The 18,431-nt window shown below is 68.2% G+C and carries 21 protein-coding genes; 10 read left to right on the forward strand and 11 right to left on the reverse strand.

Annotated elements, in window-relative coordinates:
• Positions 1 to 6 precede the first annotated feature (6 nt).
• From dhaL to ACU5E9_RS02650, 5 genes are all read left to right on the forward strand, one after another.
• Entirely contained in the window at positions 7 to 645 is a 639-nt protein-coding gene (gene dhaL / locus ACU5E9_RS02630) for a dihydroxyacetone kinase subunit DhaL (protein WP_456812096.1), read from the forward strand.
• A gap of 2 nt (positions 646 to 647) precedes the next feature.
• Positions 648 to 1,379: a dihydroxyacetone kinase phosphoryl donor subunit DhaM gene (gene dhaM / locus ACU5E9_RS02635; RefSeq protein ID WP_456812097.1), complete on the forward strand. Its 732-nt coding sequence runs from the start codon at positions 648 to 650 to the stop codon at positions 1,377 to 1,379.
• 53 nt (positions 1,380 to 1,432) lie between these two features.
• Complete coding sequence (locus ACU5E9_RS02640) at positions 1,433 to 1,747, forward strand: hypothetical protein (protein WP_456812098.1); 315 nt, start codon at positions 1,433 to 1,435, stop codon at positions 1,745 to 1,747.
• Positions 1,748 to 1,825: 78 nt separating this feature from the next.
• Positions 1,826 to 2,371, forward strand: coding sequence for a hypothetical protein (locus ACU5E9_RS02645; RefSeq protein ID WP_456812099.1), 546 nt, complete (start codon positions 1,826 to 1,828; stop codon positions 2,369 to 2,371).
• A 368-nt stretch (positions 2,372 to 2,739) separates the two neighbouring features.
• A complete protein-coding gene (locus ACU5E9_RS02650; RefSeq protein WP_456812100.1) occupies positions 2,740 to 3,333 on the forward strand; it encodes an HdeD family acid-resistance protein in 594 nt (197 codons plus the stop codon).
• A 73-nt stretch (positions 3,334 to 3,406) separates the two neighbouring features.
• Here the strand turns inward: ACU5E9_RS02650 and ACU5E9_RS02655 are convergent, their stop codons facing one another.
• Positions 3,407 to 4,165: an SDR family oxidoreductase gene (locus ACU5E9_RS02655; RefSeq protein ID WP_456812101.1), complete on the reverse strand. Its 759-nt coding sequence runs from the start codon at positions 4,163 to 4,165 to the stop codon at positions 3,407 to 3,409.
• Positions 4,166 to 4,258: 93 nt separating this feature from the next.
• On the opposite strand from ACU5E9_RS02655, the gene ACU5E9_RS02660 reads away from it, so the two are divergent.
• The 4 genes from ACU5E9_RS02660 to ACU5E9_RS02675 all read left to right on the forward strand — a co-directional run bounded on the left by ACU5E9_RS02660 (position 4,259) and on the right by ACU5E9_RS02675 (position 6,971).
• Complete coding sequence (locus tag ACU5E9_RS02660) at positions 4,259 to 4,726, forward strand: NfeD family protein (RefSeq protein WP_456812102.1); 468 nt, start codon at positions 4,259 to 4,261, stop codon at positions 4,724 to 4,726.
• A 3-nt stretch (positions 4,727 to 4,729) separates the two neighbouring features.
• Positions 4,730 to 5,722, forward strand: coding sequence for an SPFH domain-containing protein (locus ACU5E9_RS02665; protein ID WP_456812103.1), 993 nt, complete (start codon positions 4,730 to 4,732; stop codon positions 5,720 to 5,722).
• On the forward strand, positions 5,712 to 6,503 hold the full coding sequence (locus tag ACU5E9_RS02670; RefSeq protein ID WP_456812104.1) for a glycerophosphodiester phosphodiesterase family protein: 792 nt from the start codon (positions 5,712 to 5,714) through the stop codon (positions 6,501 to 6,503). The genes ACU5E9_RS02665 and ACU5E9_RS02670 overlap by 11 nt, the downstream gene beginning before the upstream one ends.
• Positions 6,504 to 6,608: 105 nt before the next feature.
• The gene (locus ACU5E9_RS02675; protein ID WP_130177507.1) at positions 6,609 to 6,971 is read left to right on the forward strand and encodes an RNA polymerase-binding protein RbpA; all 363 of its coding nucleotides are present in this window, start codon (positions 6,609 to 6,611) and stop codon (positions 6,969 to 6,971) included.
• Positions 6,972 to 7,024: 53 nt separating this feature from the next.
• On the opposite strand, the gene lnt is transcribed toward ACU5E9_RS02675, so the two are convergent.
• From lnt to ACU5E9_RS02725, 10 genes are all read right to left on the reverse strand, one after another.
• The gene (gene lnt, locus ACU5E9_RS02680; protein WP_456812105.1) at positions 7,025 to 8,620 is read right to left on the reverse strand and encodes an apolipoprotein N-acyltransferase; all 1,596 of its coding nucleotides are present in this window, start codon (positions 8,618 to 8,620) and stop codon (positions 7,025 to 7,027) included.
• Between the two features lie 9 nt (positions 8,621 to 8,629).
• Entirely contained in the window at positions 8,630 to 11,074 is a 2,445-nt protein-coding gene (locus ACU5E9_RS02685; RefSeq protein ID WP_456812106.1) for a DEAD/DEAH box helicase, read from the reverse strand.
• Between the two features lie 8 nt (positions 11,075 to 11,082).
• Complete coding sequence (tatC, locus tag ACU5E9_RS02690; protein WP_456813485.1) at positions 11,083 to 11,835, reverse strand: twin-arginine translocase subunit TatC; 753 nt, start codon at positions 11,833 to 11,835, stop codon at positions 11,083 to 11,085.
• A 47-nt stretch (positions 11,836 to 11,882) separates the two neighbouring features.
• On the reverse strand, positions 11,883 to 12,134 hold the full coding sequence (tatA, locus tag ACU5E9_RS02695) for a twin-arginine translocase TatA/TatE family subunit (protein WP_456812107.1): 252 nt from the start codon (positions 12,132 to 12,134) through the stop codon (positions 11,883 to 11,885).
• Positions 12,128 to 12,469: a hypothetical protein gene (locus tag ACU5E9_RS02700; RefSeq protein ID WP_456812108.1), complete on the reverse strand. Its 342-nt coding sequence runs from the start codon at positions 12,467 to 12,469 to the stop codon at positions 12,128 to 12,130. The genes tatA and ACU5E9_RS02700 overlap by 7 nt, the downstream gene beginning before the upstream one ends.
• Complete coding sequence (locus ACU5E9_RS02705; protein ID WP_456812109.1) at positions 12,469 to 13,494, reverse strand: helix-turn-helix transcriptional regulator; 1,026 nt, start codon at positions 13,492 to 13,494, stop codon at positions 12,469 to 12,471. The genes ACU5E9_RS02700 and ACU5E9_RS02705 overlap by 1 nt, the downstream gene beginning before the upstream one ends.
• Complete coding sequence (locus tag ACU5E9_RS02710) at positions 13,491 to 14,510, reverse strand: helix-turn-helix transcriptional regulator (RefSeq protein WP_456812110.1); 1,020 nt, start codon at positions 14,508 to 14,510, stop codon at positions 13,491 to 13,493. The genes ACU5E9_RS02705 and ACU5E9_RS02710 overlap by 4 nt, the downstream gene beginning before the upstream one ends.
• Before the next feature lie 101 nt (positions 14,511 to 14,611).
• On the reverse strand, positions 14,612 to 15,538 hold the full coding sequence (locus ACU5E9_RS02715; RefSeq protein WP_456812111.1) for an FKBP-type peptidyl-prolyl cis-trans isomerase: 927 nt from the start codon (positions 15,536 to 15,538) through the stop codon (positions 14,612 to 14,614).
• 110 nt (positions 15,539 to 15,648) lie between these two features.
• The gene (locus ACU5E9_RS02720) at positions 15,649 to 16,650 is read right to left on the reverse strand and encodes a tRNA (adenine-N1)-methyltransferase (protein ID WP_456812112.1); all 1,002 of its coding nucleotides are present in this window, start codon (positions 16,648 to 16,650) and stop codon (positions 15,649 to 15,651) included.
• Positions 16,647 to 17,324 carry an HAD family hydrolase gene (locus tag ACU5E9_RS02725; protein ID WP_456813486.1) on the reverse strand — a complete coding sequence of 226 codons (678 nt, stop codon included), beginning with the start codon at positions 17,322 to 17,324 and terminating at the stop codon, positions 16,647 to 16,649. The genes ACU5E9_RS02720 and ACU5E9_RS02725 overlap by 4 nt, the downstream gene beginning before the upstream one ends.
• A gap of 133 nt (positions 17,325 to 17,457) precedes the next feature.
• Here ACU5E9_RS02725 and ACU5E9_RS02730 point away from each other — a divergent pair, with 133 nt between their 5' ends.
• Positions 17,458 to 18,402: a PAC2 family protein gene (locus ACU5E9_RS02730; protein ID WP_456812113.1), complete on the forward strand. Its 945-nt coding sequence runs from the start codon at positions 17,458 to 17,460 to the stop codon at positions 18,400 to 18,402.
• The last annotated feature ends 29 nt before the right edge of the window (positions 18,403 to 18,431 follow it).

Consider the following 18,431-nt stretch of genomic DNA (forward strand, 5'->3'; position numbering starts at 1 on the left):
GACCGGATGAGCGTAGACGTCGCATGGGCAGAAGCCTGGATCAGGAGCAGCGCGAAGGTCCTGTCGGATCATCGCGCCGAGTTGAACACCCTGGACCGGGAGATCGGCGATGGCGATCACGGCGAGAACATGGACAGGGGCTTCCAGGCGATCCTGCCCAAGCTCGACGCCCTGACCGACGCGGCAACCCCGGCTGAATTGCTGAAGACCCTTGCCGCCACGCTCATCTCCACCGTCGGCGGCGCCGCCGGACCGCTCTACGGCACTGCCTACCTCAAGGCAGGCGGCGCCGTCACCGGCGCGACCGAGCTGGACGGAGCCGCCCTGGTGGCGCTCCTGACGGCTGGGCGCGACGGCATCGTGCTGCGTGGCAAGGCCGAGTCCGGCGACAAGACCATGATCGACGCCTGGACCCCGGCGGTGGATGCGGCCATTGAGGCCGAGGCCGCCGGAGCCAGTCCCGACCTGATCCTCGCCGCCGCCGCCGATGCCGCGGAGGCCGGAGCGGTCGCGACGGAGCCCCTGGTCGCCCGTAAGGGGCGCGCCAGCTACCTGGGGGAGCGCGCCATCGGGCACCGTGACCCCGGCGCCACATCGACCGCACTCATCCTGCGCTGCGCCGCCGACGCGGCCGCCCAGTCCTGACCGTGGCCGAGTCCGAGACCGGCGGCGGCGCCGCAGGCCGGGACCAGGACCGGGTCGGCCTGGTGTTCGTCTCGCATAGCGCGCTGATCGCCGCCGGGCTGGTGGCGTTGGCCCGGCAGATGGCTCCGGCGACCACGCTGGTCGCTGCGGGCGGAATGGATGACGACGGTATCGGTACGAGTTTCGACAAGATCTCGACCGCCATCGCCGAGGCCGACGCCGGTCGCGGCGTCGTCGTGCTCTGCGACCTCGGTTCGGCGATCCTCACGGCGGAGACCGCGGTGGAGTTCCTGGACGACGAGGCCAGGGCCCGTGTGCGCATCGCCGATGCACCGCTCGTCGAGGGCGGAGTGGCGGCCGCTGTCGCGGCGGAGGTCGGGGGAGACCTGGCTGCGGTGCTGGCGGCCGCCGAGTCCGCCGGCTCCGAGTGGGCGCCGGCCGCCGCGAGCGTTGCGGCGGCGGAACCGGGAACGGCCGGTGTGGTCTCGCGTACCGTGACGCTGCGGAACCGGGACGGTCTGCACGCCAGACCGGCCGCCGACTTCGTCAAACTGGCGAGCACCTTCGATGCCGAGGTCACCGTGAACGGCAAAGACGCGCACAGCCTGCTCGGGATCATGTCGCTCGGGCTGACCCGGGGGATGAGCGTGGAGATTTCCGGGCCGGATGAACGTTCCCGCCCGGCCATCGACGCCCTGGCCGACCTGATCGAAACGGGTTTCGGGGAGGAATGACCCGGCTACGGCCGCTCTAGAATTCCGGCGGTCGACGGGCGTACGCTGGCCGCATGGTCCAGAATGAGAAACCCTCGGCCAAGGTGCACCGCCTGGGCCCACGCCAATTGTTCGACTGGGTGGAGGACCGGATCCGGCCGGCATTCGAGTCGCCGCCGGTCGGTACCTACGACGCCGCCGAAACCACGGGACTGTCCGAGTGCCCGGTCTGCGGCCGACCGATGACCGAGCACACCATCGAGCATTCCGCCCATGACACCGTCCTCAACTGTCCGGTGCCGCACCCAGGTGCCTGGGATCGGGACGCGTTCGAGCCGGTCAATGAGTACGGCATGGTGATCCGCAATCACCCGCAGGAGAAGGACTGAAACCTTCAACTCCTGGTTGAGGGCGTGCTTCCCCCGCAGTCCTTCGGTATGGTTCACGAAAGCGAACCCGGAGGACAGATGCGTGACGCTCTGATCAAGGCGATTGGGGCTCTGCTCGACGACGTTCCCCGCTCACCCCTTTCCGGCGTGATCGTGTACACGTCACGCGGAGAAACCCACGAGATCCCCTTCACCGCGGACGCCCTGACCGGTAAGTGGGAATACAAGTACAGGTCGAAACCCAGGGTCATGTCCCGCGACCATCTCGGAACGGTCAGGGAGCGTAGGGGCTCCCGCATCGTGAGCGTCGAGGAAGGGTCAGACCGCATCCCTTTTGAGCTGCGGATCGCATTCCCCCTCGCCCTGTTGATCTGGGATCGTCAGGGGGACGAATGGCGAATGGTTTCGGCGGAGGAAGAGGGCAACGTCGTCACGGTCAACCTGACTCATCGCGAGTTCGAGGGATTGCAGGCCACATTGACGGTTGATATGGAGCGGCGGCTCGCGGTGCGTTTCGTCACGCCTGTCGACGACGTGGCCCTTGTTGTCGCAGACTTGAGGCGGCCGGGCGCATTCGCGGCTTATGAAAAGCCGCCGGGGAGTGCCGGTGAATCAGCTTGTTGACATAATGTGCATTATCGGTCATATCGAGGCAGGAGTCCAAGAGGGGAATCCGGGCGCACTGCTCACGGAATCTCTGCTCCACAACTCGGCTGATGCTCAGTGCGGTCAGCACATGGTGGATGGCGTGACCGTCCCGCGGCGACACGTGTCCGCGGTGAGGCACTCGGGCTCGGCGGCGAGAGGTTCTGGCGAGCAAATTCTCGGATGATCTGATCCGCAGCACGCGTCACTAGTTAGTTTCGCGGTAGAACTAATTCAGGGCCGTCCGAGCGCGGCCGGAGGTCGCCGTAGCCGGGGAACTGGGTTGGGAATAGGGTGTCGCCAGTTCGATCGGCGTCTCCCCCGCCGGCACATCCCGAAGGAGCAGCATGTCGCACAACACCGTCACGCATGGCGCGGTCATCGGGCTCGCCCTGGACCCCCGAAACCTGTCGTCCCGCGAAATCACGGGACTCCGGGTGGCGTTCGCGGTCAGCGCCCTGGTGGCCATCGGGATCGGCACGATCCTGCTGGTCTGGACCGAGGCGACCCTCGCCGTCATCGCCGTGCTCTTCGGGCTCTATTTCCTGTTCAGCGGTGTCGTCCGGATCGTTCGCGGGGTGGCAAGCACCGGGGTGTCCACCGGCGCCAGGGTGCTCAACATCGTCTTCGGTGTGCTGGTGCTCGTCCTGGGGATACTGGCCCTGCGCAATCCGGAGGGATCCCTGACCGTGCTCGGGCTGTTGGTCGGCATCGTGTGGATCGTCGATGGCGTCGCCGCGTTGGTTGAATACAGCACGGACTCCAGCCGGTGGCCGGGCATCCTGCTCGGCGTCGTCGGTGTCGTCGCCGGCGTCATCGTGCTCTTCGCACCGGTGGAAACCATCGGGGTCCTCGTCACGATCGGAGGGATCATGCTGATCATCTCCGGGCTCGTGCAGTTGGTGCGCGCCTTCACCTTCGGGCGCGGCGTCAGTGCCTGAACCGCGTCTGTGCCTGAACTTCGTCAGTGCCTGAGCCTGGTCAGTGCTGAAACTGGTCCGTGCCTGGATGGGCTCAGCTGGTGAAGTCGGACGTGTCGCCGACGTACCGGGTGTTATTCTCCGGAACCGGCTCGACCGCGGCGAGCACGATCTCCGCGGCGAACTCGCTGACGTTGTAGAGCTTCCCCGCCGAGTCCTGGCGGGCGCTGATGGCGCCGGGATTGGCGCGCTCGAGGAGCACGGCCGTGATGGTGCCCTGGATCATGTCGCCGGACACGACGACAAAGCCGATGCCGGCCTCCGCCAGTTCGGGGATGACCGCGCGGAGGGCGTCCTCGCCGGCGCGCTTGCTACGGGCGACGGGCTCGTACACGGCAACGTTCTGCGCGCTGTCGACGAAGTGCGCCTGGTGGCTGGTGATGAAGACCACCCGGGACCCGTCGCTGAGCAGCGGCACGGCGGCGTTGAGCAAGTTCACCTGGGCGTCCCGGTTCAGCTGCATGGCGTAGTCCTCGGCCATGCCGCTCTCCATGCCGCCGGAGGCATTCATCACCAGGATGTCGAGTCCGCCGTACTCGGCGCGGATCGTCTCGAACATCGCCGACACCGACTGGGCGTCGGTGAGGTCGGCGGCCACCGTGATGGCCGTGCCACCGGCGTCACGGATGGCGGCGGCGAGCTTGTTGGCCCGTGCTTCCTTGTTGCGGTAATTGATGACGACCTTGGCGCCGGCCTCGGCGAAGTAGGCGACGGTGTCGGCTCCGATCCCCCGGGACGAACCCGTGACGAGGATGCGCTTTCCCGAAAGGCTGCCGGGCTGGAGGGGATTCATCGAAGGTGTGCTCACGGTCATAAAGACTACCAACATGGCTCGCGCCTCCCGGTGCTACCTTCACTACACAACCGACCCTCGAGGGGCAACGAGATGGTGGATCTGACCGATTACCTGTGGATTGCATGGCTGGTGTTCATCCTGGTCTGCGTCATCATCGAGCTGCTCACCCTCGACTTCACCTTCCTGATGCTGGCCCTCGGCGGTGTGGCGGGTCTCGGTGCGAACCTGCTCGACTGGGACTGGTGGGTGCAGATCCTTGTCGCCGCCGCCGTGTCGGTGCTTCTGCTCCTGCTGATCCGGCCGGTGCTGCTGCGCGCGATGGCCCGGAGCAGCGGCGTGGTCCCGCCGAGCAACGTGGCCGCCCTGATCGGCATGGGCGGCCGGGTCTCCTCCACCGTCGGCGAACTCGGCGGCCTGGTGAAGCTCGACAACGGTGAGACCTGGACCGCGCACCTCTCCCCCGGCTGGGAAGCCTCGCACATCGACCCGGGCGACCGGGTGCGGGTGCTGGCCATCGAAGGCTCCACCGCGTTCGTCGTCCCCGCAGAAAGGACCTGACCCGTGCCCAGTCCCGACCAGCTCATCCTCCAGCTCTTCGTTCTGCTGCTCGTCATCGTCGTCCTGGTGTTCGTTGTGGTGGTGCTCATCCGCACCATCCGCATCATCCCCCAGGCCAGCGCCGGGGTCGTCGAGCGCCTCGGCAAGTATCACAAGACGCTGATGCCGGGCCTGAACATCCTGGTGCCGTTCATCGACCGGGTGCGCCCGCTGATCGACATGCGCGAGCAGGTGGTGTCCTTTCCCCCGCAGCCCGTGATCACCGAGGACAACCTGGTGGTGTCGATCGACACCGTGGTCTACTTCCAGGTGACGGATGCCCGCGCGGCCACCTACGAGATCGCCAACTACCTGGGCGCGGTCGAGCAGCTCACCACGACCACCCTGCGCAACGTAGTCGGCGGCCTCAACCTGGAGGAGGCCCTGACCAGCCGGGACAACATCAACGGGCAGTTGCGGATCGTGCTGGACGAGGCGACCGGCAAGTGGGGCATCCGGGTGGGCCGGGTAGAGCTGAAGGCCATCGACCCGCCGCACTCCATCCAGGACTCGATGGAGAAGCAGATGCGGGCCGAACGCGACCGGCGGGCCCTGATCCTCACGGCCGAGGGCACCAAGCAGTCCGCGATCCTCACCGCCGAGGGCGCGCGCCAGGCGGCCATCCTGCAGGCGGAGGGCCAGGCCAAGGCCGCGGTGTTGCGGGCGCAGGGCGAGGCGGAAGCCATCACCACGGTGTTCCGCGCGATCCACGCGGGTGACCCCGATCCCAAACTGCTCGCCTACCAGTACCTGCAGACGCTGCCCAGGCTGGCCGACGGCAGCGCCAATAAGCTGTGGATCGTGCCCAGTGAACTGACCGAAGCCCTCAAGGGAATCGGGCGCGCCTTCGGACCGAACGCCGTTCCGGGCGGTCCCGCGTCCGACGCCGGCCAGCCCTCCGACACTGGCACCGTGCAGCCGGCTGCGGACACACCGGTGCCGGGGAATGAACGCTGACGTGGCCGCCACCTACCTGGCCCCGGCGGGGCCACGGATCCTCGCCCACCGGGGCCTCAGCCTCGAGGCACCGGAGAACACCCTGCTCGCGTTCCTCGCCGCGCTGTCGGCCGGGGCGACCCACCTGGAAACGGATGTGCACGCCACCAGCGACGGAGTGGCGGTGCTCAGCCACGACCCGACCCTGCCCGACAAGGGGCCGGCCCTGAACCAGCTCACCATGGCGCAGCTCGCCCGCATCGACCTGGGCCACGGCCAGACCTACTGTTCCCTGGCCGAGGCCCTGGACGCGTTCCCGTCGGCACTGTTCAACGTCGACGTGAAGTCCGCCGACGCGGTCCTGCCCGCCGCCCGAGCCATCCGGGCCGCCCGGGCCGGGAAGCGGGTGCTGCTGACCTCCTTCTCGGAGACCAGGAGGAGGCGCGCGGTGCGGGCGGCACCCGGCACGGTCAGCTCGGCCTCCGCCCCGGGCGTGGCGATGTTGCTGCTCGCGGTGGCACTCCGCCAAGGCTGGGCGCTCCCCCGGTTGCTGGCCGGGGTCAGCGCCATCCAGGTGCCTGAACGTGCCGGTCCCCTGCAGATCGTGACCCCCCGGGTGATCCGGCACATGCACGCCCTCGGCATCGAGGTGCACGTCTGGACGGTGAACGACCCGGCGCAGATGCGGCGGTTGCTGGCCCTCGGCGTCGACGGGCTCGTCACCGACCGCTGTGACCTGGCCGCGCGACTGGCCACGAACCTCCGCGCCGGCCCGTCCGACGATGCCGACGCACCCGCCTGACGGGGCGCATTCCTGAGAGAACCCCACCAGATCGGCGATTACGGAAAGATAACGTCCAGCTTGATGGTTTACAACTAGGAATGCATCGCGAGAGGAGACCACACGATGGCAGATCGTAGTTTGCGTGGCATGAGGTTGGGTTCACAGAGCCTGCAGAGCGAAGAGGGCGTGACCTTTTCCCCACGCGTGAGTCACACGTACTTGTGTGCAACGTGCGAGCGCGAGACGGTGATGATTTTCTCCGCCGAGGCAGAAGCACCCGACGAATGGGAGTGCCGTTTCTGCTCCCAGACCGCAACCCGGCTGGTCGATTCGAAGCCCGTGGTCGTCGACCACTCCGACGAGAAGATCGCCCGCACGCACTGGGACATGCTCCTGGAGCGTCGCACCCGGGCCGAGCTCGAAGAACTGCTGGAGGAACGCCTGACGGTCCTGCGGCAGCGTCGAGGCCAGAAAGTCGGCGCATAGCCGACCGGCGGGATGCCTCGCATCCCGCCCACCCCTTCGTTGAACGGCGCCGGCTAACCCCGGCGCCGTTTGCGTATCTTCGCCCGGTCGGGGGCGGTCTGCGCGACCGGGAACCGGACGCCGCTCGCGCGGACCGCGCGTCCGGCCAGCAGGCAGAAGAGCAGCCCGGCCAGGCCCAGGCCGGACACGAACCACTCCACCGGCCGGCCGGCCGCCATGGCCGGGGTGTCCGTGGTGCTCAACGGAACGGTCTGCACCATGGCGCCGGCCTCCCAGGTGGGCAGGGAGTCCAGGGTCTTTCCGTCGGGAGTGATGATCGCGCTCGTGCCGACGGTGGAGATGTTGACCACGGTGCGGCCGGCCTCGATGGCGCGCAACCGGGCGATGGCCAGCTGTTGCACCGATTCGTCGGTGCGCCCGAAATCGGCATTGTTCGTCTGCGCCAGGATGATCTCGGCCTTGTCGTCGATCATCTCGTGCACCAACTGATCGTCGGCGATGTCGAAGCAGATGGCGATGCCGGCGATGATCCCATTGATGTCGAAGACGTTGTCCCTGGTGCCGATCTCATAGTCCCGGGACACCAGGTCGATCAGCTCCGGAGCGAACGGACGCCAGAAGGCCCGGTCAGGCATGTATTCGGCGAAAGGGACCGGGTGCACCTTGTCGTACAGATCGACGGCGCCCTGCCCCGCCTTCCACAGCAGGGAGGTGTTGTAGTACTTACCGTCGCGCTCCGTGATGGTCCCGGCGATCAGCGGAGCATCCATGGCCTCGCTGATGTAGTCGGCGACGCGGGCGGATTCGGCGGAGCGCAGCGGGTCCACGTCGATGCCGTTCTCGGGCCAGACCACGAAGTCCACCGGCTCCCCCACCAACGGCAGGGTCGCGGAGACGTGGTCGGAGAGGATCTGGCCTGGCGCGTTCTGCGCGAACAGGCCGGCGTCAGAGGCGCCCTGCACGGCGGCGATGCGGGAGGTGCCGCTCTGCACCGTCGGCCAGGCCGGAAAGGCCAGCAGGAGCGCAACCGCGGCGATCGCGACGGCGGAGCGGATGCCGACGCGCAGCTGTTGCTCGCGGCACAACTGCAGTCCGAGGGCGCTCAGCCAGACGATCAGGAAGCTCAGTCCGGACATCCCCACCCAGGCGACGAGCCCGCTGAACGGGCTCTCGGACTGGGAGATCGCCACCCGGCCCCAGGAGAACCCGCCGTACGGCCAGACCGCTGAGATCGCTTCCCGCGCCGTCCACAGCCCGGCGACGACGACCGGAACCATACCCAGCCGGCCCGCGACGGTGGGCCAGACGCGGGGGCCCGTGTTGAGGACCACCGCGGTGAGCGCCAGCCCGACGGCGAAGAAGATGGCCTCCAGTCCGGCCAGGGCCAGCCACGGGACCGGCCCCAGGTACAGGGTGAGCCAGCTGATGTGGATGAGCCAGAAGGACAGCCCGGCGACCGCACCCACCAGGAGCCCGGTCCAGGGACCGCGGCCGAGCAGGGCGAGCAGCATGAGGGTGACACCGACAGGGGCGAGGATCCACCACGACCGGTCGGGGAACCCGCCGTCCAGGATGGCGCCGGCGCCGGCGGCAAGCAGGACCGCCGCCCACAGGGGCAGGCCGGTGCTGTGCGGTCTGGCTGTTTTCACTTCGACAGCCTATGCGACCGAGGAATATGCCACGATGCCGCGGCGGATGGAGTCCATCGCGACCCGGGCCGTGCGGCCGACGGGGCCGTCGGCCACCAGGGACAGCTGGTCCAGCAAGTCGATGGTCTGCTTGGTCCAGCGGACGAAGTCACCCGCGGCCATTTCGGCTTCCTCGAGAACGAGGCCGAGCGAATCGCCCCTGGCCCACTTCCACATCGCCAGGCTGAGTCCGCCGGCCAGGGGGTTGCTGCCCGGCAGCTTGTGGTCGCGTTCGAGGTCGTCCAGCTGGCTCCACAGGGTCTGGGTCGCATCCATCGCAGGCCGGAACGGCCCCTTCGGCAGGAACCGGTCGTCGGTGAGGCCCTCGTCGCGGCGGGGTTCGAACACCAGGGCGCAGGCCATCGCGGCCAGGCTGGGGGCGTCGAGCGAGTTCCATAGGCCGCGCCGCAGCGATTCGGCCACGAGCAGGTCGCGGTCGGCGTAGATCCGGCGCAGGATGCGACCGCTCTCGCTCAGTGTGACCGCCCGGCCCTCGCCGGGGACGAGGTAGCCGAATCCGAGCAGCACGTCGGTGACCCGGTCGAACACCCGGGCTACCGCACCGGTCCTGGCGGTGATCTGGCTGGTCAGCGCCTCGGTTTCCCGGGTCAGTTTCCACCAGCGCGCCGCCCAGCGGGCGTGCGCTTCCCGCTCGGGGCAGCTGTGGCAGGGGTGCGCGCGCATGCGCTTCCGCAGGGCGGCGAGTTCCTTCTGCCGGCGGTCCCGGCCCCGCGCGTTCGAGTCCGCGGCGGCGTTCTCGCGCTCAAGGTCGGAGAGCCGGCGGCGGATGCCGGAGTACTCGGTGAAGTCGCCGAGGTGGCAGGCCATCGAGGTGGCGTAGCCGTCGAGGGAGCTCTGCTGCTGCCGCACCCGACGGGCCAGGTCGACCACCGCACGGTCGGCCTGGAACTGCGCGAACGAGGACTCCAGCACCTCCCTGGTGCGTTCCCGGCCGAACTGGTCGATCAGGTTCACGGCCATGTTGTAGGTCGGTTTGAAGCTGGAGTTGAGCGGATAGGTACGCCGGGACGCCAGCGAGGCGACGGCCTGAGGATCCAGGCCCTGCTGCCACTGGATGACGGCGTGCCCTTCCACATCGATTCCGCGCCGGCCGGCGCGTCCGGTGAGCTGGGTGTACTCCCCCGGCGTGATCGGCACTCGCGCCTCACCGTTGAACTTCTCCAGCTTGTCCAGCACCACTGTGCGCGCCGGCATGTTGATGCCCAGCGCCAGGGTTTCCGTGGCGAAAACAGCTTTGACCAACTTCTTTTGGAAGAGCTCTTCGACGACTTCCTTGAACGCGGGCAGCAGGCCGGCGTGATGGGCGGCGACACCGCGTTCCAGCCCGTCCAGCCATTCCCAGTAGCCGAGAACGGCGAGATCCTCGTCGAGCAGGGTGCGGCAGCGTTCGTCGACGATCTGGCGGATCTCGTCGCGCTCGGCCGTGTCGGTGAGGCGCACGCCGGCTCTGAGCACCTGGCGCACGGCCTGATCGCAGCCGACCCGGCTGAAGATGAAGAAGATCGCCGGCAGCAGGTGCTTGCCCTCGAGCATCCGCACGATCTCGGCGCGGTCCATCCGCCCGGACTCCGCCTGGGCGCGTTGCTGGTGGTAGCGGTTCTGGTTCGAGCCACGGCGACCGCCGCCGGAGCGGTCCAGCACCGGGCGGCCGCCGGACTGCGCCAGGCGCACCAGCTCGGGATTCACCCGGTGCGTCGCCGCCAGGCCGGAGGAGTCGAACAGGTCGAGCATCTTGCTCTTGACCAGGACGTGCTGGTCGAGCGGCACCGGGCGTTCCTCGGAGACGATGACGTCGGTGTCGCCGCGCACGGCCTGCAGCCAGTCACCGAATTCCTCGGCGTTGGACACCGTCGCGCTCAAGGAGACCATCCGCACCGACTGCGGCAGGTGGATGATGACCTCTTCCCAGACCGCGCCGCGGAACCGGTCGGCCAGGTAATGCACCTCGTCCATGATCACGAACGCGAGGTTCTGCAACAGGTCGGAATCCGCATAGAGCATGTTGCGGAGCACCTCGGTGGTCATCACCACGATCCGCGCGCCGGCGTTGACGTTGGTGTCGCCGGTGAGCAGGCCCACCTGGTCGGCGCCATACTCGGCGACGAGTTCCTGGAACTTCTGGTTGCTCAGCGCTTTCATCGGCGCGGTGTAGAACACCTTCGCGCTGGGCTGCTGCATGGCCAGGAAGATCGCGAACTCGGCCACGACGGTCTTGCCGGCGCCGGTGGGCGCTGCGACGAGGACGCTGTTGCCGGCCTCGAGCGACGCGCCGGCAGCGAGCTGGAACGCGTCCAGGTCGAAGCGCAGGCCGCGGCGGAAGGTTTCGAGTTTGGGGGTCTGGGCCCGCAGGCGTGCTGCCGTGTACCGGTCGGCCGGCGACTGAAGGTCTGTCATCTGGTGCGCTAAAGCGCCAACTCCCGTTCGAGGGCGAGGGCGCGCCGGGCGGCACGCCTGTCGTGCAGGTAGGCGACGCCGTAGGCCGCGAAGTAGAGCACCACCATCGGCACGGCGAGCATGAACATGGAGACCACGTCGGCGGCCGGGGTGGCGATGGCGGTGAAGAGGATGATCACCAGCACGGCGACACGCCAGGACTTGATGATCGACTGGGCGCTGATCACCCCGGCGAAGTTGAGCAGGACCACGAGGACCGGCAGCACGAAGGCGATCCCGATCGCGACCATCAGCTTGAGGGTGAAATCGAGGTAGTTCTGGGCATTGATGAATGCCGCGTCCTCCGGGGGCGCGAAGCTCGTCATGAGTCCCACGATCTGCGGCAGCACATACCAGCCGGCGGCGCAGCCGGCGAGGAACAGCGGAACCGCCGTGAGCACGAAGCCGTAGACGTACTTCTTCTCACTGCGGGTGAGGCCGGGCATGAGGAACGCGAAGAGCTGGTACAGCCACACTGGGCTGGACACGACGATGCCGACGTAGAACGCGATCTTCAGCCGGAGGTCGAAGGCGCTGGTGATGTCGGGGTAGTTGATCTGCGCGTTCCGGTTCTGCGCCTCGATGATGGCGTAGATGGGTTGGCGCAGCGCATCCCAGACTCCCTCGGAGAGCATCCAGCCGATGATGCCACCGATGACGATGCCGGCGGCGGCGCGGAACAGGCGCTTCCGGAGCTCGACCAGATGCTGGCCGAGCGACATGGTGCCGGCCCGGTTCGCACGCTTGGAGGTGCGTACGGCCACGGTGATTAGGACTTCGTCTGGTCGCCCGGGCCGACGGGCCGTGTCGTGCCGTCAGCGGACTCCGGGCGTGCCGTGGTGCTGGTGGGGTCGGCCGGGTCGACCTTCTCGTCGACGGTGTCGGACTTGATCTCGTTCTTGAAGATCTTCATCGACTGGCCGAGGCTGCGGGCCAGGCCGGGCAGCTTGGGTGCACCGAACAACAGCAGGATGACGACGAGGATGATCAGGAAATGCCATCCGGTCAGATTGCTCAACATGGGGGTCGATCCTCTGGCTTGTAGGGAGTGTGTTGGAGTAGTTTACCCCGGCTGATTGCGAGATCCCGCCGATGCGCCCGCCGGTACGCGCGCTCGATCCGCGCCTGGTCGATTGCGGCGGCCAGGGCCCGCCGGTTCTGGAAAACCGCGGGCCGGAAGACCGGGCGCGGCAGCTCGCGATCCAGGTCCAGCTCTGCGAGCTGGTCACCGAGATCCTCCAGCGCGCCCAGCGTGCCCATCAGCTTCCGGAACAGGTGCACCGCGAACCAGGCCAGCATACCGATCAGGCCGGCGCCCAACAGGGTCCAGATCAGGATCCAGGACCAGACCGGCATCACGGCTGGTCCGGTCCCGGAGCGTCGGGTCCGGCATCCGCATCGGACTCGGCGTCGTAGCGGGCCGCCCCGGCCGCTGCCCAGTCGGCGACGGTCTGCCTGGCCTCACCGGGGTCGACAACGGTGACGACCCCGGCCAGGCCGGCGACGAGGCGTTTGAGACCGTGGAAGTGCGAGACCCGCACGAGCGCCCGGGTCAGCGACCCGTCTGCCGCGGGCGTGGTGGGAACGGGGCCGTAATCCGCCAGGAGGCCGAGCGCGGACGCGGGAACCTCGATCGTCACCGTCAGGTCGTCCGCCGAACCCACGAACAACCCGTCCGGCAGCAGCACACCCTCGTCATGCGAATCGGCGGCCACATCCGTGGAGCGCAGGTCGCTCATCCGGTCGAGCCGGAAGGTGCGCATGGCCTCGCGCAGGTGGCACCAGCCGCGCAGGTACCAGTCGTTGTCGACGGACTCGATGCGCAACGGGTCCACCCGGCGATGCTCGGCACTGCCGCGGGCGCTCAGGTAATCGAACTCGACCTGCGTGCCCGCGCGCACCGCGGCCTGGATGACGGAGATCGCCACGTCGGCATCGGTGCGGGACACTGCAAGCTGGCTGGGCGAGCCCGTTGAGCTGCGGGTGAGCTTGGCCATCAGGGACGCGATCGCGTCCTTGTCGCCGTTTTCGGGCAGCGCTGACAGGTACTGCAGGCCGGCGATCAGCGCCGCCGCCTCCCGGGCGGAAAACCGGGGGGAATCGTCGATTGCGACCAGGTGGGTGAGCACGATGGTGTCGTTGGTCTCGAACTCGTCCCACTGGATGTCGAACAGGTCGCCGTGCAGGTACTGCCGGGTCTCCCCCGGCACACCGGACATCGCGATCAGGTTCACCGCGTCCCTGACCCGCTCCGGTGTGACCCCGAAGTGGTCGGCCACCGCGGTGACGCTCACCCTGTCGTGGTCCATCAGGTACGGAACCAGGGAGAGCAGGAAGGTGAGCTTGTCGGAGGCGCCGAACGCGGCGGGCTTTGCGGTCATCGGTCGGCCTCTGGGAGGGCGGCGTGGCTGTCGCGCACAAACCGCAGGCGGGTCAGGACGGCCGTGCGCAGGGCGGCCGGGGAGTGTACGAGGACCTCGGGGCCGTACCCGGCGAGCTCGTCGGCGAGGATGTTGAGGTCGGTGTAGTGCAGCTCGACGCTGTCGCTCCCGGCGCCGGGGACGCCGCGTTTGCCGAGCCGTACCGCGGCATCCGAGCCGGGCTCCACGGTGATCGTCGCGGTCTGCGCCTGCCACAGGGCATCCAGCTCGGCCAGGGCCTGTTCGCCCTGGCCGTCGTCGGCGCGCCGCCCGCCGGCGCCGGGAAGGGCGACAACGGGACCGACGATCCGGGACAGCAGGAAGGTGCGGGTGGCGTCGGCATCCTGGTCGGTGCCGTACAGGTGCCAGCGGCCCTCGTGCAGCACGACCGCCAGCGGGGACACCACCCGGCGGCGCGGTGCGCTCTCGCCGGGCTTCAGGTAGAGGAACGCCACGACCTGGCCGCGGTCCATGGCCTTACTGAGCGGCTCGAACGAGGCCTCGCGGGCACGGAGGAACGGGGCGTATCCCACGATCGGGTCGGTCGAGTCGATTCCGAGGGAGTTCAGCTTGGTGAGCGCCCGCCGGGACTCCGCGGAGAGGGAACCCTCGCGCCAGACCGTGGCGGCGAGCTTGAGCAGCATGATCTCGTCGGCGGAGAAAGTGATATCCGCGGGCAGGTCGTACAGTCCCTTGGGAATGCGGTAGCGCAGGTGATGATTGCTGCCGGGGTCGTCGGGCGACTCGATCGTTTCCAGCGGGATGCCGAGCTCGCGGATGTCGTCCTTGTCGCGTTCGAACTGGCGCTCGAGGCTGGCGTTGTCACCGCCGACCTGGAAACGCTGGCGGTAACCCTGCACCGTGGAGAGGATTTCGCTCTTGGTCAAGCCGATCTGCGTCGCGATGAGCGCAAGGACCAGGCTGAAAAGGCGTTCCTCGACAGTGACGGGATGCTGGTGTTCTGGGGTGGGCGACACGTACGCGATCCTATCGGTGCTGGTTGCCGCCCGGCCCACCGGCTCGCGGACCGGTGGGCCGGGAGCCGAGGGGCCGGGGAGCCGGCTGGGCGGGTCTGCCCCTAGCCGACGCCGAGGATGTCGATCACGAAGACCAGCGTGGAATCGGCCGGGACTTCGGCGTTACCCTCGGTGCCGTACGCAAGGTCAGGGGGGATGACGGCCACGATCTGGGATCCGACGGTCTGGCCGACCAGCGCGTCGGTCAGGCCGGCAACTTCCGCCGTATCGTCGGCGGTGAGCACGCCGGGCTGTCCGTCCGCCCAGGTGGAACCGAGGACCGTCTTCTCTTTCCAGAGCACGCTCGTGTAGTTCACCATGACCTTGTCACCCTCCGCGACCTTCTCGCCGTCGCCCTTCTTGAGCACACCGATCTTGAGGTCGGTGGGCGGATCGTTGGACGGCACCGTGATGCCGGGGGTGCCGTCGTCGGCGAGCACCACGGACGGGAGTCCGGCAACGGGCAGCTGCGCGGCGCCATCGGCCCGGGTCAGGTAGCTCTTGACGACGTCGATCACGAAGATGAGGGAGTCGGCGGAATCAACCCCGGTGTTGTCCACGCCGGGCGCGGTGACCACGGCGAGCCGCGAGCCGACCTGCGCGCACAGCAGGCTGTCGGTGAGGCTGTCGGGCATGTTGCCGCCGATGATGTACGGCGCTGCCGTCGAGCCGTCGTGCGCGCTTTCCTGGACTGCCTCTCCGGTGGTGCCGTCGTAGACGGAGAGTTCCAGTGCTGCCACCTGGCCTTCGACGAGGCCGGGCCCCGTTCCCTCGATGATCTCGCTGCGCTGCGTGGTGGCGCTCTTCAACGGGGTGGGGAAGTCGATGGTGGCAGCCGACCCGACATCGCCGGTCACCGACACCAGGTCGGACGCGTCCCCGGAGGACACCGGTGGTGTGCAGTCTGCCGCCGCCGAGCCGGGGCTGCAGGCGGTCAGCGTCACGAGCACCAGGCCGGCGGTTGCGATGAGTGCGGGAACTTTACGCACGAGTCCTCATTTCGATACAGGGGAAGAGCGCAGCGTGATGCTGGCGAGGTGAATTGCGGGGAAAGTGCTGGCGGGAGCAGCCTGGTGCGGGCGGCGGGCCGACATCCATTCTAACCGGCGTCGAGGTCGCGGGCCTTGGAAAGCGCCGCGCCGGTCTCAGCGGTGCGATTGCGTTTGCGCATCACCTTGGCGCTGACGGAGCGTTCGCCCAGCGCGCCCGGCGTCCACAGTTCGACATCGGCGTCGCTGAAGTCGGTTTTTGACGGGCGGCGCTTGAGCTCGGGCAGGATGGTGTCCGGCGCGAGCCTGCGGGCCGTGATGAGGAAACCGGTGTGGCCGATCATGCGGTGGTCCGGACGGACCGCGAGGCCCTCGACGTGCCAGCCGCGCACCATGGTCTCGTGCGAATCGGGGTTGGTGTAGTTGCCGGTGGCGCGGATGGCCTCCGCCACGCGCGAGAGCTGCGTCACCGTGGCCACGTAGCAGAGCAGCACTCCCCCGGGCTTGAGGGCGTCGGAGACGACGTCGATGCACTCCCAGGGCGCCAGCATGTCCAGCACCACCCGGTCTACCGACTGGGCCGGCATGGTCTCGGGCAACGTGTCGGCGAGGTCGCCGAGGGTGATGGTCCAGTTCTTCGGGTCGGTGCCCAGGAACGTGGCCACGTTGGAGCGGGCGACATCCGAGAACTCTTCGCGGCGTTCGAAGGAGGCCAGCGTGCCGGCGGGGCCGATCGCGCGCAGCAGCCAGAGCGACAGGGCGCCGGAGCCGACGCCGGCCTCGACCACGGTTGCACCGGGGAAGATGTCGGCCTGGGCCAGGATCTGGGCGGCGTCCTTGGGATAGATGATGGCCGCACCGCGTGGCATGCTCATCACGAAGTCGATGAGCAGCGGTCGCAGGGCCAGGTGCTCGACGCCCACGTTGTTGGTGACCACCGAGGCGTCGGGCTTGCCGATGATGTCGTCGTGCTCGAGGATGCCCCGGTGGGTGTGGAAGTTCTGGCCGGGGACGAGGGTGATGGTGTTGAGCTTGCCCTTGGGGCCGGTCAGCTGCACTCTGTCGCCGGCGCGGAACGGGCCGCTGTTCTGGATGACCTGGTTGTCGCTCATGCGGTTGTCGCGTCCTTGGAGGTGGTGGGGTGGGAAATGGGGGAAGGTCGCCGGGTGGCGTAGAGCTCGCTGAGGAAGGCCAGGGTCGTCCCGGCGAGGGTGTCCAGCCGGGTGTAGTGCTCGCTGGGTTCGATCGGCACCATGTGCGGGACCGCGATGACGACGGCGCCGGACGCAACAGCGGCGGCCACGCCGGGAAGGGAGTCCTCGATCGCGACGCAGTGCAGGGGGTCGACGCCGAGCACATCGGCGGCCATGAGGTAGGACTCTGGATGCGGCTTGCTCTGCTGCACCATGTTGCCGGAGACGATGGTGGAGAAGGCGGGGAAGCCGACGATGTCGCTGATCTGGCGCGCCATCCGTTCCTCCGACATGGTCACAAGGGCCATCGGCATGCCGGCCGTGTGCAGTTCGGTGAGCAACTCGTGCGCACCGGGCCGCCAGGGGATGCCCGCAGAGCGCAGCTGCTCCTGCACCCGGTTGGTGAGCACGTCGACGATGGCGTCGGCGGCGAGGTTCACCCCGCGGTTCTGCAGGATGGCGGCGGAGCCGAGCAGGCCGGACCCGACCAGTAGCATCGCGTCGTCGTGGGTCCAGACGCCGCCGAAGGATTCGACGAGTTCGTGCTCGGCGCGCATCCAGTACGGTTCGGTGTCGACCAGGGTGCCGTCCATGTCCCAGAGAACAGCGGCAGGTGGGGACGAGAATGCGGGGATCAGTGTCACGGGGTTCAAGTTTAGGGGGCACGGCCTATCCTTGAAGGAGGCCACCCAGTCTGAGGCGGCCGGAATGCAGGGGTTTCACGCAGTGACAGACGGCAATGGGTTCCTCAGCGGGCGACTTCTGGTGGTCGCTTTCGAAGGCTGGAACGACGCGGGCGAAGCCGCCACGGGCGCCGTGAACACGCTGAAGGACCTCCTCGATGTCGACGAGGTCAAGCGCATCGACCCGGAGCTCTACTTCGACTACCAGTTCAACCGGCCCACGATCTCCACCGACGAGGACGGCCACCGGGTCATCGAATGGCCGAGCGCCGTGATGTACGGCCCCGCCGTGCCCGGCAGCAGCGGCGTGCCGCTGGCCGAGGACGCCCAGCTGAGGGTGAGCGGCACCAACGCCGGCAACATCTACCTGCTGATGGGCACCGAGCCGTCGCGCAGCTGGAAGAGCTTCACGGCGGAGATCCTGGATTCGGTGCTGGCCGCCGACGTGAGCGGCATCGTGTTCCTCGGTGCGATGCTCGCCGACGTGCCGCACACCCGACCGATTTCGATCTTCGTCTCCAGCGACAACCCCGAGGTGCGCGCCGAGCTGCAGATCGAGCGCAGCAACTATGAGGGACCCGTCGGGATCCTCAGCGTGCTCGCGTCAGCGGCGGAATCGGTGGGCATTCCCAGCCTGTCGATCTGGGCATCCGTGCCGCACTACGTGCACAACGCGCCGTCGCCCAAGGCGATGCTGGCCCTGATCGACAAGCTCGAGGAGATCATCGACGTCGTCATCCCCCGCGGCGACCTGGTCACCGACGCGTCCGAGTGGGAGACGGGCATCGATGCCCTCGCCGCAGAGGACGAGGAGATGGCCGCGTATATCGGCCAGCTCGAGCAGGCCAGGGACACCGTCGACTCGCCGGAGGCGAGCGGTGAGGCGATCGCGCAGGAGTTCGAACGGTACCTCCGCAAGCGCGGCGACGGTCGGGACGGCTGGGCCGATGGGCGCCAGGGCCCCGGTCCGGAGCCCCGCCAGCCGTAACAGGCACACGGGATCTCGACAAGCTCGAT

The sequence above is a fragment of the Cryobacterium sp. AP23 genome, from assembly GCF_054075385.1.

Coding starts and splice junctions, on each gene's coding strand:
- dhaL (WP_456812096.1), top strand. CDS start 7: ATGAGCGTAGACGTCGCATGGGCAGAAGCCTGGATCAGGAGCAGCGCG.
- ACU5E9_RS02640 (WP_456812098.1), top strand. CDS start 1,433: ATGGTCCAGAATGAGAAACCCTCGGCCAAGGTGCACCGCCTGGGCCCA.
- ACU5E9_RS02645 (WP_456812099.1), top strand. CDS start 1,826: ATGCGTGACGCTCTGATCAAGGCGATTGGGGCTCTGCTCGACGACGTT.
- ACU5E9_RS02650 (WP_456812100.1), top strand. CDS start 2,740: ATGTCGCACAACACCGTCACGCATGGCGCGGTCATCGGGCTCGCCCTG.
- ACU5E9_RS02655 (WP_456812101.1), bottom strand. CDS start 4,165: ATGAATCCCCTCCAGCCCGGCAGCCTTTCGGGAAAGCGCATCCTCGTC.
- ACU5E9_RS02660 (WP_456812102.1), top strand. CDS start 4,259: ATGGTGGATCTGACCGATTACCTGTGGATTGCATGGCTGGTGTTCATC.
- ACU5E9_RS02670 (WP_456812104.1), top strand. CDS start 5,712: ATGAACGCTGACGTGGCCGCCACCTACCTGGCCCCGGCGGGGCCACGG.
- ACU5E9_RS02675 (WP_130177507.1), top strand. CDS start 6,609: ATGGCAGATCGTAGTTTGCGTGGCATGAGGTTGGGTTCACAGAGCCTG.
- ACU5E9_RS02685 (WP_456812106.1), bottom strand. CDS start 11,074: ATGACAGACCTTCAGTCGCCGGCCGACCGGTACACGGCAGCACGCCTG.
- tatC (WP_456813485.1), bottom strand. CDS start 11,835: ATGTCGCTCGGCCAGCATCTGGTCGAGCTCCGGAAGCGCCTGTTCCGC.
- tatA (WP_456812107.1), bottom strand. CDS start 12,134: ATGTTGAGCAATCTGACCGGATGGCATTTCCTGATCATCCTCGTCGTC.
- ACU5E9_RS02700 (WP_456812108.1), bottom strand. CDS start 12,469: ATGCCGGTCTGGTCCTGGATCCTGATCTGGACCCTGTTGGGCGCCGGC.
- ACU5E9_RS02705 (WP_456812109.1), bottom strand. CDS start 13,494: ATGACCGCAAAGCCCGCCGCGTTCGGCGCCTCCGACAAGCTCACCTTC.
- ACU5E9_RS02720 (WP_456812112.1), bottom strand. CDS start 16,650: ATGAGCGACAACCAGGTCATCCAGAACAGCGGCCCGTTCCGCGCCGGC.
- ACU5E9_RS02725 (WP_456813486.1), bottom strand. CDS start 17,324: ATGGACGGCACCCTGGTCGACACCGAACCGTACTGGATGCGCGCCGAG.